General features: G+C 59.9%; 8 protein-coding genes and 5 pseudogenes. 6 read left to right on the top strand and 7 right to left on the bottom strand.

What is annotated here, in order from left to right:
* Nucleotides 1-101: 101 nt before the first annotated feature.
* A pseudogene (locus QFZ91_RS25580) lies at nt 102-283 on the bottom strand (IS6 family transposase); the annotation flags it as partial.
* 310 nt (nt 284-593) lie between these two features.
* On the opposite strand from QFZ91_RS25580, the pseudogene QFZ91_RS25575 reads away from it, so the two are divergent.
* Nucleotides 594-747: pseudogene (locus QFZ91_RS25575) on the top strand (IS6 family transposase); the annotation flags it as partial.
* Between the two features lie 71 nt (nt 748-818).
* Here the strand turns inward: QFZ91_RS25575 and QFZ91_RS25570 are convergent.
* Nucleotides 819-1,265: pseudogene (locus QFZ91_RS25570) on the bottom strand (IS6 family transposase); the annotation flags it as partial.
* Between the two features lie 284 nt (nt 1,266-1,549).
* Between QFZ91_RS25570 and QFZ91_RS25565 the strand changes: the two are divergent.
* The gene (locus tag QFZ91_RS25565; protein WP_429568864.1) at nt 1,550-2,128 is read left to right on the top strand and encodes a TIGR00730 family Rossman fold protein; all 579 of its coding nucleotides are present in this window, start codon (nt 1,550-1,552) and stop codon (nt 2,126-2,128) included.
* A gap of 77 nt (nt 2,129-2,205) precedes the next feature.
* Here QFZ91_RS25565 and QFZ91_RS25560 read toward each other — a convergent pair.
* The 5 genes and pseudogenes from QFZ91_RS25560 to QFZ91_RS25540 form a co-directional block, all read right to left on the bottom strand.
* Nucleotides 2,206-2,643, bottom strand: a pseudogene (locus tag QFZ91_RS25560) (IS6 family transposase); the annotation flags it as partial.
* Entirely contained in the window at nt 2,529-3,242 is a 714-nt protein-coding gene (locus QFZ91_RS25555; protein WP_429537976.1) for a tyrosine-type recombinase/integrase, read from the bottom strand. The pseudogene QFZ91_RS25560 and the gene QFZ91_RS25555, both read right to left, overlap by 115 nt.
* 51 nt (nt 3,243-3,293) lie before the next feature.
* Nucleotides 3,294-3,473, bottom strand: coding sequence for a hypothetical protein (locus tag QFZ91_RS25550; RefSeq protein WP_255215310.1), 180 nt, complete (start codon nt 3,471-3,473; stop codon nt 3,294-3,296).
* Between the two features lie 365 nt (nt 3,474-3,838).
* Nucleotides 3,839-6,400, bottom strand: a complete 2,562-nt coding sequence (locus QFZ91_RS25545) for a prolyl oligopeptidase family serine peptidase (RefSeq protein WP_429568863.1) — start codon at nt 6,398-6,400, stop codon at nt 3,839-3,841.
* A gap of 244 nt (nt 6,401-6,644) precedes the next feature.
* On the bottom strand, nt 6,645-9,671 hold the full coding sequence (locus tag QFZ91_RS25540; RefSeq protein WP_429568862.1) for a Tn3 family transposase: 3,027 nt from the start codon (nt 9,669-9,671) through the stop codon (nt 6,645-6,647).
* A gap of 145 nt (nt 9,672-9,816) precedes the next feature.
* On the opposite strand from QFZ91_RS25540, the gene QFZ91_RS25535 reads away from it, so the two are divergent.
* From QFZ91_RS25535 to QFZ91_RS25520, 4 genes and pseudogenes are all read left to right on the top strand, one after another.
* Complete coding sequence (locus QFZ91_RS25535) at nt 9,817-11,508, top strand: phage integrase family protein (RefSeq protein ID WP_429568861.1); 1,692 nt, start codon at nt 9,817-9,819, stop codon at nt 11,506-11,508.
* 56 nt (nt 11,509-11,564) lie between these two features.
* Nucleotides 11,565-11,828, top strand: coding sequence for a hypothetical protein (locus QFZ91_RS25530; protein WP_429568860.1), 264 nt, complete (start codon nt 11,565-11,567; stop codon nt 11,826-11,828).
* 68 nt (nt 11,829-11,896) lie between these two features.
* Entirely contained in the window at nt 11,897-12,469 is a 573-nt protein-coding gene (locus tag QFZ91_RS25525; protein WP_429568859.1) for a hypothetical protein, read from the top strand.
* A 153-nt stretch (nt 12,470-12,622) separates the two neighbouring features.
* Nucleotides 12,623-12,865, top strand: a pseudogene (locus tag QFZ91_RS25520) (ATP-binding protein); the annotation flags it as partial.
* Nucleotides 12,866-12,892 lie beyond the last annotated feature (27 nt).

The raw sequence follows: 12,892 nt of genomic DNA, 5'->3' as shown, positions 1-12,892 counted from the left end.
GCTGTCCTGTTTGTCCAATTCCAGACCACGTATGTCGAAGTTGTCAGATTTTGTCGCGATAAGGGCAACGGTCATAGTAAAGCGCGATATCATAGGATTGCTTATTTCACCAGCGAGTAAAATTTCTCAGCGGCAGATGGTTGAGTGCCGCGAATGCATTTCATCTGCCCTTGACGATCATATGCATGACTTCGATGCCACCCAGAATGATGCGGGCACAGCGAAAATCTTTGAATCCCAGCGTTGGACGGGTGCGACGCTTGATGGCACGGTGGTCCTGTGAGGAGCTTGACCGCAGTCTGCGCCACACGGTCACTCACCGTGGGCACGCCCAACTCGCGAATACCGCCCGTTGCCTTTGGAATCTCAACTTGCTTGACCGGTGGCGGGAAGTACGACCCCGACGACATCCGGTTCCACTGAGCAGTCGGCGATCTCGCTAGTCAATTACAAGGAGGGCAAGAAAAACCTCCTCGAAATCGTGAAATTGTAGTAAGAGGTAGAGTGGAGGGTGCGATCAAACGGCGTTGTCACGTTGTCACGTTGTCGCGGGGCGCTGTCACGTTGCTGAGATGGTCGGGTAAAATCTCGTGATGAAGAATGCGAAATCGCTTTACCACGGTCATCGCTTCCCGGCCGCGGTCATCAGTCGCGCGGTGCGCTGCCTTCAGATTTCAGCTCAGCCTGCGTGATATCGAAGCGCTGCTGTTCGAGCGCGGGGTTATCGTCAGCTACGAAACGGTCCGACGCTGATGCGATAAGTGGTCCTGTCGCAGTATGAGCGAAAGGTCGGGCAAGACTGATATGGTATGGATTCCTTATCCAGCCAGCGAATAGAACTGCAGTGCGGGAGTTTGACCAACGCTGCAATCGTTCAATTGCTCCTTGACGATCATGTGCATGACTTCGATGCCACCTAGGAGAATGCGGGCGCAACGAAATTTCTGGAACCTGAGCATCGGGCGGGTCCGGCGCTTGATCGCGCGGTGGTCCTGTTCGACGATGTTATTCAGATACTTCGACTGACGGATCCTGATCGGCGTCTCGCGCCCGGCGTGGATAGCCTCAAGCGCAGCGAGATTCGCCCCACTCTTGTCGATCGTCACCACCTCGGGTTCGCCGTTCCACTCGATCGACTTTTCTAAGTAGCGCTTCGCGACAGCCTTGTCACGGTGGGCGCGCAGCAGGAAATCGAGCGTGTCTCCCGCTTTGTCCACGGCCCGGTAGAAGTACTTCCACTGTCCCTTGACCTTGATGTACGTCTCATATTGGCATTTTTAATGGCGCCCCTGCATTTGCTGACATCCAATCTTCAGTCAATGACAATCACGGAATCGTAACGTTATGGTGTTGGAATGGCGGAGGCGGGCATTTCGTCCTAGTCAATGGTTACGATGTTCAATGAATGGGGCTCAGTGGATCGAAATATTTATTCCTTGGCCTGGCAAGGGCGAAGAATAGATGACTTATGATGAGTATGTCGGAGGTGCGGGCCCTTGCAACGGCGTGAAGGCGCCGCGCCTCGCAACGAATCGAAGGACGGTCGAGCATGAAGTCAGTGTGTGTCTTTTGCGGCTCCGCGATTGGGGCCAAACCGTTGTATGAACAGGCTGCGCGCGCGGTCGGGCGCGCCCTCGTCGAGGCCGATCTCGCGCTCGTATTCGGCGGCGGCAAAGTGGGGCTGATGGGCGTGATCGCCGATACCGTGATGGCCGAAGGCGGCCGCGCGATCGGCGTGATTCCCGAGCTGCTCGTCAGCAAGGAAGTGGGTCATAACGGCCTGACCGAGCTGCACGTGGTGCCCGACATGCATCATCGCAAGAAGATGATGGCCGAACTATCCGATGCGTTCGTCGCGATGCCGGGCGGCGCGGGCACGCTCGAGGAGCTGTTCGAGGTCTTCACGTGGGCGCAGCTCGGCTATCACGGCAAGACGGTCGCGCTGCTGAACACCGGCGGCTTCTACGAGCCGCTGATCGGCCTGCTCCAGCACACGGTCGACGAAGGCTTCCTGCGCAAGACCTATCTCGACATGCTGCAGATCGAGGCCGATCCGCTCGCGTTGATCGGCAAGCTGCAACGTTACGCGCCGCCCGCTCACGACAAATGGGCACACTACCGGCCATAGTCTTGCGATAAAGTAAATTAGGGGTTCTGTCGGAGTAAGAGCGAAAGGTCGGGCAAGACCGATATGGTATGGATTCCTTATCCAGCCAGCGAATAGAACTGCTGTGCGGGAGTTTGACCAACGCTGCAATCGTTCAATTGCTCCTTGACGATCATGTGCATGACTTCGATGCCACCTAGGAGAACGCGGGCGCAACGAAATTTCTGGAATCTGAGCATCGGGCGGGTCCGGCGCTTGATCGCGCGGTGATCCTGCTCGACGATGTTATTCAGATACTTCGACTGACGGATCCTGATCGGCGTCTAGCGCCCGGCGTGGATAGCCTCAAGCGCAGCGAGATTCGCCCCACTTTTGTTGATCGTCACCACCTCGGGTTCGCCGTTCCACTCGATCTACTTTTCTAAGTAGCGCTTCGCGGCAGCCTTGTCACGGTGGGCGCGCAGCAGGAAATCGAGCGTGTCTCCCGCTTTGTCCACGGCCCGGTAGAAGTACTTCCACTGTCCCTTGACCTTGATAGTAAGCGTTCGATCTGTACCGTCGCCACGTTCCGCGTAGAAGATACAATATTGGCCGCAACGGGCACGAGTGACCGACAGTGTCCACAAACTGCGGAGAATGGACACAGTGTTGCAAGTTGCCTGCGAATACGATCGAACGTCCCCTCCACTGTTCGAATAGGCAACTTCTTACCACTTGTACCGACGAAGAATGAATTGCACGGCACCGCAGCGATAACCCGCAATCGTCGATCAGCGTAACGTTCGAGGACGCGCGTTACAGTAGGATGCAGTGGAATGAGGCGTGACTTGTGGAACTTCGTCTCGCGCACGATCAGCGTTCCGTCGTCAAGGTTGACGTCGCTCCTGGACAGATTAATGGCTTCCGAGATACGCAGACCGGTTGCCGCGATCAAACCGAACAACGCTTCATAGGTGAGCGGTCTAATCGACCCGGCGGGCAATAACGCCGCCGACGCTGCGACTAGTTCATTGAGTTCCCGCTCCGTGTAGATATGTGGTGCCAGACGACGATGAGCTTGCCCGCAAAGGTCGCGTCGCGGAACGATGGCCTCGGGAGAGAACTGCTTCAGATACTTTGCGAACGGCCGGATCACCTCAATTCGGGGCGCCCAGGTAATGGCCCTTTCGCTCTTTGTTGAATGTGCTCAGGCAAGAGCAAGTTCTTCGGTAATCGGGCCAGGCTGGGGCATGGCATCTGCGAAGCGCGCGAAGTCCATCAGGATCGAGCCAGAGATCTTAAGGTCGAAACCGAGGGAACGTCTCTGTGCCAGATACGTCTTCGCCTGCGAGATCATCGTATCAGCTGGTTTTGCGGAATTCTTCATGACGTTCTCCCCAGCCAGGGAAGCGCCACGGCATCAAGGCTTCGACGATCGATCTTTGTATAGATCGCTGTCGTATCGATGCTTCGATGGCGAAGTATGTCCGCAACTTCCTTCAAGGGGTTCCAAGCCGGAACCCCAGAAATTTCCGTCGCTCCAATTCGAGCCCGGCTATGAGCGCGTCCAGGTCGATTTTGTTGCACCATCCAGATGGACCCCGAAGGTTGGATATCGGTCTTGAAGGGTTTATGAGCAAACGAAGCTGGCGGGATGAGCGTGGAATACCTAGCCAAGCCAAACCTGGCAAGGATTTACGGTAACTCAAGCTTTCTCCCCCGGAATACTCCGCGCTCTTGGCGCGGGGCCGTTTATTGCGCGTGTGATGTTGCGACGACCGTCGCACCGGATGAACGCTGCGGCGCATTTTTCACGTAGCGGTCGAACCAGCGCTCCATTTCGTACACGAGTTGCTCATTCGATTCGAGCGCCGAGTACCAGTGAGGCTCGTGCGGCAGCATCACCAGCCGTGTCGTACCGCCGTTGCCGCGCAGTGCCTCGTATAGCAGCGTCGCCTGGAGCGGCGTGGTACCGGGATTCGCATCATCCATGCCGTGCACGATCAGCAGCGGAGTTTTCAACCGGTCGGCATAGAAAAACGGCGACACCTTGAGATAAACGTCCTGCGCCTGCCACACCGAGCGCCGCTCGCTCTGGAAGCCGAACGGCGTGAGCGCCTTGTTGTAGGCGCCGCTCGTTGCCACACCGGCACGAAACATGTCGGAGTGCGCCAGCAGATTGGCCGTCATCAGCGCGCCGTGGCTATGACCCGTCACGCCGATGCGGTCCGGGTCGACGACCCCGAGCCGTACCGCCTTATCGACTGCGGCCATGGCGTCGGCGACGAGCTGCTCGTTGTAGGTGTCGTAGGCATGCTTTGGGTCGCCGATGACTGGAAAGGAGACGTTATCGATAATCGCGTAGCCGGCGAGCAGCATCAGCTGGTAATTCTTCAGGTGCGTGAACGTCTGCTCGGAGCTGCCCACCTGGCCGGCCGTCGCTGCATCGGCGTAGTCGCGCGGATAGGCGGACAGGATCGCGGGAACACGCGTGCCTTCCTGATAACCCGGTGGCATGTACAGCGTGAAGGACAGGTCGAGCCCGTCGGCGCGCTTGTACTTGACGAGGCGCTTCTTGATTTGACGCACCACTGGCGTCGGATCGACGAAATGGGTGAGGGCGGTGGAGCTCGAGGCATAGCGCGCTTCGCCCGGTGGCGCGTCGACCGGGACGCCGAGCGTACGCTCGAACAGGTTTGGCGGATCCATCGCCGACTGGTGCCAGGTCAGGAACGACCCAGTTCCATGACCGGTGAACCCAAGGAAGAACTCAAGGGCAGTCTTGTCGCTGCGGAACAGGCGCTCGGTCTTGAGCGTCGCGAGGTCGAGCCGGTCGAGGAACGGACGGTTACCGGTAGGCGACGCGCCTTGTCCGTTGAGAAAGATCGCGTCGTCATGGACGCGGATCACGGGAAAACCGTTCGGCTGAATCCGCATGACCGGTGTACCGGGATTCGCATATTGCTCGTTGCTCGATAGATCCCACAGCACGCGCTGCGTGACGTGCGGAGCATCAACGTCGACGATGAAGGTGCGCCACCAGTGACGGTTGTTGTCGTACTCGGAGAGCAGCGCGATGTCCGGCTGCGAGGTCCATCCGAAGCCTGCGTAGCGTTGGCGCAAACGTGTCAGTTCGTGCGGCGCTCCGTCGAACGGCGCCCTCAGCATCATGACCTTGTCGCGCTCGGGCACATCGACGTTCCAGTCGCCGCCGTCGAGCGACTCGGCCCACACCAGCGTAGCCGGTTCGGTCGGCCGCCACGAGAACTCGCGCGGCCCGAGCGGCACGCCGGAGACCGGTACGCGGTCGGCGAGCGAACGCGACACGATCAGGTGTGTGGCGATCTGCGTGCGGTTCGCAATGTCCCACACCGTGTAATCGTGCGGGAAGCGCCCGAAAGTCGTCACGTACGAATACGGCCGCCGGATCGTGGACACCAGCACGTGCCGCCCATCCGGCGCCGGCCTGATGCCGTCGAGCAACGCAGGAGCACCGAGCGGCGTGACGGCGAGTGTGCGTGCGTCGACCCTCGCGAGTTGCGAGGTGCCGTAATAGTCGAACAGCGCTTCGTCGTGGACGCTCCCCAGCGTGTCGCGTGCTTCGTACGTGCTACTCTGGCCGCGCCGGCCGTCGGATTCCTGGATGCCCGGGCCGACCGATTCGTCGATGGCGACAGGCGGCGGGCCCTGGTGCGCGGGAATCATTTTCACGAGCAGCGAGGTCTGGTCGGGCATCCACATCAGATCGCCGCCGAACATCGGATTCAACTGCACACCTGGAATACGGCGCACTGCGCCTGTTTCGCCGTCGCCGATCCACAGATCGACCGAATATGCGGTCACGTTTTCGAATGCGAAGCGCTTACCGTCGGCGTTCCAGCTTGGACCCGTTGCGCAGACGCCGGGCGGTAGTGCTATGTGCCGCATGGCGCCAGTCGCGAACAGCATCAGTTCGAAACCGGTAGCACACGGCGGGATGCCATAGCCACCTGGCGTGTCGTGCCGGCTGCGGTTGGCGGGCTCAACACGCACGCCAGCAAGCCGCAGGAACGGCGTTGCAACTCGTGCGATAGACGGATATTCCTGCGAGCTGACGAGCAGTGCCCGATCGGCGCTTGGGCTGATGACCGGTATCGGTGGCGGCGCCGCGAGCATCACATCGAGAATTGCTTTCGATGGCTGATTGTAAGTTGAGGTGTTGGACTGGGCCGTGGCTGCCTTCGACGTTGGTGTTGTCGTGTCGGGCTGCTGGGCGAATGCAGTTTGAGCCGCAATCGATACAACGAATGTGGCAACGGCGAGATGGGATGTCATGGAGCGAGAGGCCATCGTACACGTGGCGCGTTTTGCAGAAATCGAGTTTTGGGCGATGTAACAACGCCCAGCATTACATACTTACATACCGGCGGCTTTGTTCGACATCAAGATTACATAGTTGCGCCAGCAACGAACTGCGCGCCTACCCTGCCGAACAATGCTAGCCTACTTCAGGTTTTCACGCGGAAGCCCCGCTCGGTTACCTACCAACGGTTCCAGGCCGGAACCGCCGAGACTTCCATCACTCCAGTTCGAACCCGGCTATGAGCGCGTCCAGGTCAATTTTGTTGCCGCTTTGAAAAGTGTAGTGTCCGTTCAGCAGGATATGCCGCCAGGCCGCCGGCGATATCTGCGGGAGCCGCGCCAGCGCCCTGGTGTTGCCGCTGGCCTCCCATTTCGTCAGTAGACGGGACAGAATCGCCGAGTTGTAAAAGATGATCACGTTGGCAATCAACCGGGCGCACTGGTTGCTAATCTCGATTTCGGTGTCGGTGCGACCGGTCAGTTCTTTCTTGCCACCGACCTGGGCGATGGTCGAACGGAGCTGATGGTAGGACTCGAGGCGGTTTTGCGAGCGATGCACGTTTCGCTCGAGCTGCGGGTCGCGCAGGTAGCGCAACGTGTAGATGCTGCGGATGAGCTTGTCGAACTCGAAGATCGCGCGACGTGTTGGATTTTCCGGCGAGTACGTGCATAGTTTGCGGATCAGCGAGCCCTGCGTGATCTCCTTGAGGCCCAGCGTGGCGACGATCTGATCGATATTGGTCTTCTCGCTGGTGATGAGCTGCCGGTCGATCTGGCCGACTGGCTGAATCAGACACTTCCCGTACAACGCCGGGTCGCCGATGCAATACAGTTCCAGCAACTGGTCATCGAGGTTTGTGAAGCGCGGTTCGAAGCGTAACCCGAACCAGTACAGGATGGCGAAATTGGCCTTGTTGATGCTATGCATGTCGCCGGTGATCGCAGTTGGCACGATATCCGACGTGTTGCGGTACCAGATGTCAAATACATGATGCGCCTCGTATTCGTGCGCGCCGATCAGGTAGCCGTTCAGCGGGACGTGATTGCACAGCAGCGTGTAGGCGACGACGCCTTTGCCGCGTCCGAAATATTTGCGCGAGTAACGCGCCTTTACGGTCGGTCGCTCGACGCCGAATTTCTGCCCGTCGACAGCACCATACAGCACATCGAGATCGAACGAGTAGTGAGGGAAGATCGATAGCGCGGCGATGGCATTGCTGATGCAGTCATTGGCCGCATGCAGCGTCGCCTGACGCAGATACTGCTGGTAGGTGCTATCCAGAACGTGGTACGGAATGTCGCTGGTGCGTGCCATGACCTGATTGCCATGGTTCATGGCCTGAGCGATGATAACCGCCATCAGGCTGTCTGGGGCCGCAACCTTCTTCACGTAGCGCGGCTGCAATGGCTTCATCGCCGACAGGAACTGGCACTGACCATTGACGAAGCGGAACACGTCGGCGACATCGCAGAACGGAAGCTGCTCGTAGAAGGCCTGTTCATGCACCTTCTGCTTCTCGGTTTTCGGTTTGCGCCAGATCAGCTTCTGCGTATCCTTGTCGTATTCCAGGTGCGTCAGCCTGCCCTGTTTCAGCTCGCGGTTGAAGGCCAGCCATTGTGTATGCAACTCGGCCGCGAGCGCTTCGAGTTGGGCATCGATTGGCTGCTGCAGGAACGGGATATCCATCTGTGCCAGCGCGTCGGCCTTCTCGTTCATCGAAACAAGCTCGTCGGAGAAGTGGCGATGTTGCAGGCTGTCGTCGAGATAGATCTCACCTGACTGGAAGCGCTTCCGGATCTGGCGGTATAACCAGAATTCGTAGCGATCGGCGTGCAAGCCGGTCGGCTGACCATCGACGCCGAAGATCAACAGGTACGGTCGCAAGCGCTTCGGCAGTGTGGCCGCGGGACATTCGGCGAGCGGTCGTTGTGACAGGCGCTGCTGTTTGGCGAACACCCCCTTGACCCAGGCCAGTGCCGCAAGCCACGGGTTGTCCGGGGCGGTGCCGACGAGGTCGAACTCGACGTACAGGGGACGCAGATGACGTCGAATACGTTTGGCCAGGTCGTCCACTGCCAGCCAGTGCAGTGCCAGTTGACTCAGCGGCTTGACAGCCATGCGTTGCGCCGTGTTTTGTAGCACATCCTTTGCCATGATTTTGTAGGCACGCTGACGCACCTCGCCGAACGGCGTGGGATCGGCTACGCTGTTATCCACATAGAGCGACAACAGGCGGCCGATCTGCGGCGTTTCTCGATGGCGTTTCACCTGCTCGGCGATGAGGGACTGTTTCGCGCCGGCGCCGCTCTCTTCCTCGAGCTGCTTCATGTGGAAGGCCATCGCATCGACCAGATTGTCGGTGAGCTGCCGGAAGCGCACCCAGGCGTAACACAGCAGGTAGAGCTGCGTCTGGTCCGCCTTCAGGTTGCGCAGGTCGTGGACGGTATAGAAGTTCGCCAGGCTGGCGTAATACAGCACATTCTGCTGCGAGATGCCCAGCCGGGGCAGCAACGTCTTGGCGATTTCGTGAAACGGCTGCAGCGTGGCGCGCTTCTCGCGTTCGCGGACCATCTGACGCCAGCCGAAATCCTTGGCGTCCTGTTTCAGTGCCGCCAGTTGCGACAGGGTATCATCGCGCACTAGGAGCTGGTCCAGCACGGCTTTGGTCGATTCGTCCAATACACCAGCGAGCAGCTCGCCCAGCCGCCGACGCTCGACGGACAGGGCTTCGCTGACCAGCTCTTGCAAGGTCGTGTAGCCGGGCCGGATCATCTTGTGCTCGTTGAGCCACACGATGAGCTCGGCGGCGACGAATCCCGGCGTCACGTCGCGACGTACAATCTGCGCGGCTTGCTGCACGAGTTGTGGCAGGAGAGCCGCCGCCCACGGCCGATAGCCGTATAGTTCAGCGATCTGTTCGCGCTGGGCGTAGTACTCGTGCCGGGTAATCGGCTTGGGTTCGAACGATTCGTCGTGAAAATAGCGGCTCAGCACGAAATCGTACTCGTCTTCGACCTCGTCCCAATCGAAACCGAAGAAGGCGTGCTTGGCCTTGAAGTAGCCGATCTGCAAGATGCAATAGACTTGCGCGGGTATCGAGGGGCGGCTGCTGGCGAGCGCCAGTTCGGATTCGGTCAACGCCAGGTATTCCAGCCGCTGTGCATCGTCGAAATCAGGCAGGCCATACACGGCCTCCTGTTCGGCATCGGAAAAGACGCTGAGCAGCTTGTTCTTGTTGATCATCGACTATCCTCTCCACACGACGCTAGAGTCTTCGATTTTGTGGGATCACGATCCATGAGATACGACAGAAATATTGAGCTTCTGCATTCTACAGAGATAAACCTTATTATCTCTGTATGATCATTTTTGTACTAAACTCAATACCATGAAAACGCGCCTCATGATCCCGTCCGCCGCCGACGTCCCGGCCGATTTTCCTGACGCCGACGCCCTGGCAGCGCTGCGTGCCTGGTACGAGGGCGCATCCTCGCGCGAGGCTGCCCACCGGTACCTGCGAGATCGGCTCAGCCACGGCCAGTCAGCCCGCAGCGTCATCGGCCAGATCCGCCGGCAACTGGCACTATATGCCCGCAGCCGGCAGCGGACAGATCTGGCCGCGCTGTTCGAATGCCCGGCCCACAAGCGCAGGCATCATGGCCGAACCACCGCGCAGGCTGTCGAGCTACTGCGCACTATGCCCGCTCCAGCCCCGCAGATCGGGGACGACATTGCGCACTGGCTGCCGGATCGCGCTGCCCGCACCTTGCACGCGGCCGGCATCCGGACCCTGGCCGATCTCACGGTACGGATTCCGCGTCGCCGGCAGTGGTGGACCGTCATTCCGGGTCTCGGCCCGGCCAGTGCGAGAAGGATCGAAGCCTTCTTCGCCGCGCACCCGGCGCTCATCGAGCGGGCCCGCGCCCTGATCAACGCGGATCGGCAGTCAGTCGTGACGCCCTGGGAGCAACTACGGCTACCGCACGAGGTCGACGGCTCCGCTGGCGCCTTCCGCGCGCCGGTGTCGAGCTGCATCCTGGGCGTCGACAAGGATTACGACGCCATCCAGGCATGGCTTGCGTTGCATGAATCCCCGGCCACGCAACGCGCCTACCGCAAGGAAGCCGAACGCCTGATCCTGTGGGCCATCGTCGCTCGCGGCAAGGCGTTGTCTTCCCTGACCACGAAGGATGCAACCGATTACAGGACGTTTCTGCGTCGACCCACACCGCGCGAACGCTGGGTCGGACCACCGCGGCCGCGCACGTCACCCGACTGGCGCCCGTTCGTCGATAACCTTTCGGCCCGTTCGATTGCCCACGCGCTTGCCGTGCTCAACGCCATGTTCCGCTGGCTGGTGGAGCAGCGCTATGTTGTGGCCAACCCCTTTGCCGGCATCAAGGTGCGCGGGAGCAAGCGCGCCATGGCCCTGGAAACCGCGCACGCCTTCACCGAAGGAGAATGGCTGCTCACGCGCACCATCGCCAACGGACTCGAGTGGTCGTACGGCTGGCAGGCTGCCGCCGCGCAGCGACTGCGCTTCATGCTGGATTTCGGTTACTCGACGGGACTTCGGATCAGCGAACTGGTCAGTGCTACCCTGCGCAACATCGAAGTCGACGCCGTCGGCGATCACTGGCTGCACGTGATCGGCAAAGGCGGCAAGCCAGCCAGGGTGACGTTGACGCCGTTGGCGCGCGCAGCGCTGGACCGCTATTTGATGGAACGGAGACTACCTGTCAGCCGGACTCACTGGAACCCCGCAACGCCCCTGATCGGTAGACTGGACGATGGCGATGCCGGCATCAAGCCCCTGCGGCTGTGGGAAGTCATGCGCAGGTTTTTCCGGCTTGCCGCGCAGATTATTGAAATCGACCATCCGACGCTGGCTGAGAAACTCCGTCAGGCGACGCCGCACTGGATGCGGCATACCCACGCAACTCACGCGATCGCGAAGGGCGTCGAACTGAGCGCCGTGCGAGACAACCTCCGTCACGCTTCGATTTCGACCACGTCCATCTACTTGCACACCGACGATGTCAAGCGGGCACGGCAGTTCGGGGAGGCATTCACGATCTGAATGTTTTATGCCGCTACCGAATAAGTGACGGCAATTTCATCGCACAGGACTTCAGAATGAACATGCTGAAACGTCGCCTCGCCGCGACCGACGACAAGCTGCAGGAGATCAAGACAGCCCGCAAGGCAGCCGCCAAGGCACAGCGCCAGCAGGTCAAGCAAACGCGCGCGGATCGCGAGCGAAAGATCGTGCTAGCCGGCGAGGCGTTGCTGCGCCGTGTCGAGCGCGGCGAGTGGGATGTTGCGGATTTCCGCGCGATGATGGACGAGTTCCTGTTCCGTCCGGCAGATCGCGCGCTGTTCGATCTCGACGACGAGTAGCCATTGATGTTCGACGCCGATGAGCAGCTGGAGCGGCGAATTTCTATCCTCACGACGAAGGAATCCTGATGCTGCCCATGCTACGCATGAACCGGAGTTTTGTTGAGGCCCTGCTGGCCGAGCGGGCGCCTTGCTTTGCCATGGGGCTCGTGGCCGAGGGCCAAACGCGCTATGCATGCCTGACACTGCGTCCCGTCGACGATATTCCACAAGACCTCACTCGCGGAGGCTTCAACTTCGGGCATTCGGTACGCGGTACCGACGACTTCGAGGTCGTGCATTTCGGCTTTGAGTTTTACGGCTATCGAATCTTCAACGCCCTGATCAATCCAGGCAATGCGATCGCCAGGACGATCCTGTCGCACATGATCGAGACAAAGGCGTTTTTCTTCTTTGCCGTCAATCCGTCGGGTGGTGTGACGGCATTCAAGGCTGATATCGGCGAGTGCAGCCTGGACGGTATCGTGTCCAATATCGAGCGCATCATGCGCTCGACCAGGACCGATGCCCAGTACGATGCGGCGCTGACGGCCTTCAGCGACAATCCGGATCCGGTCGGGCCAATGCTACATTGGGTCTGCCGAGACTGTCAGGATGGCCTCGATCTGTTCAACAATCTCATCGAATTGCGGCCCGCGTGATGGGCCGTCCGATGTCCCTGCACGGCGATGAAATCCAGCGCCAGACAGATGCGGCAGGCTTTTGGCGCGCGTCACGCCCCAAGGCAACAAGCCGATTGACGCTCTCAATGTCGTGATGACGGAATTTTCTGGGATTCCGGCGTAGAACCCCTGCCCGGTGCGGCCAGCCTGAGCTTCGAGGAGCGCCTGTCACTGTTGGTCAGCCGGGAAGCCAGCTGGCGTGATGATCGCCGTCGTACCCGACTGCTCAAGCAGGCGCGCCTCAAGTATCCGCAAGCCGCCATTGAAGATCTCGACACGCGCGCTGGCCGTGGCGTCGATCCGCGCTCACTCACGAGTCTCGCGCTCGGTGACTGGGTCGAAGCCGGCTACAGCCTGCTTATAAGCGGCCCAACCGAGTACGCGACATAATGCACACCTCAC

This window comes from Paraburkholderia sp. JPY419 (assembly GCF_050435705.1).
GTDB lineage: Bacteria > Pseudomonadota > Gammaproteobacteria > Burkholderiales > Burkholderiaceae > Paraburkholderia > Paraburkholderia youngii.
The sequence above is the reverse complement of the archived record's forward strand: the minus strand, read 5'-3'. Positions and strand labels throughout refer to the sequence as shown.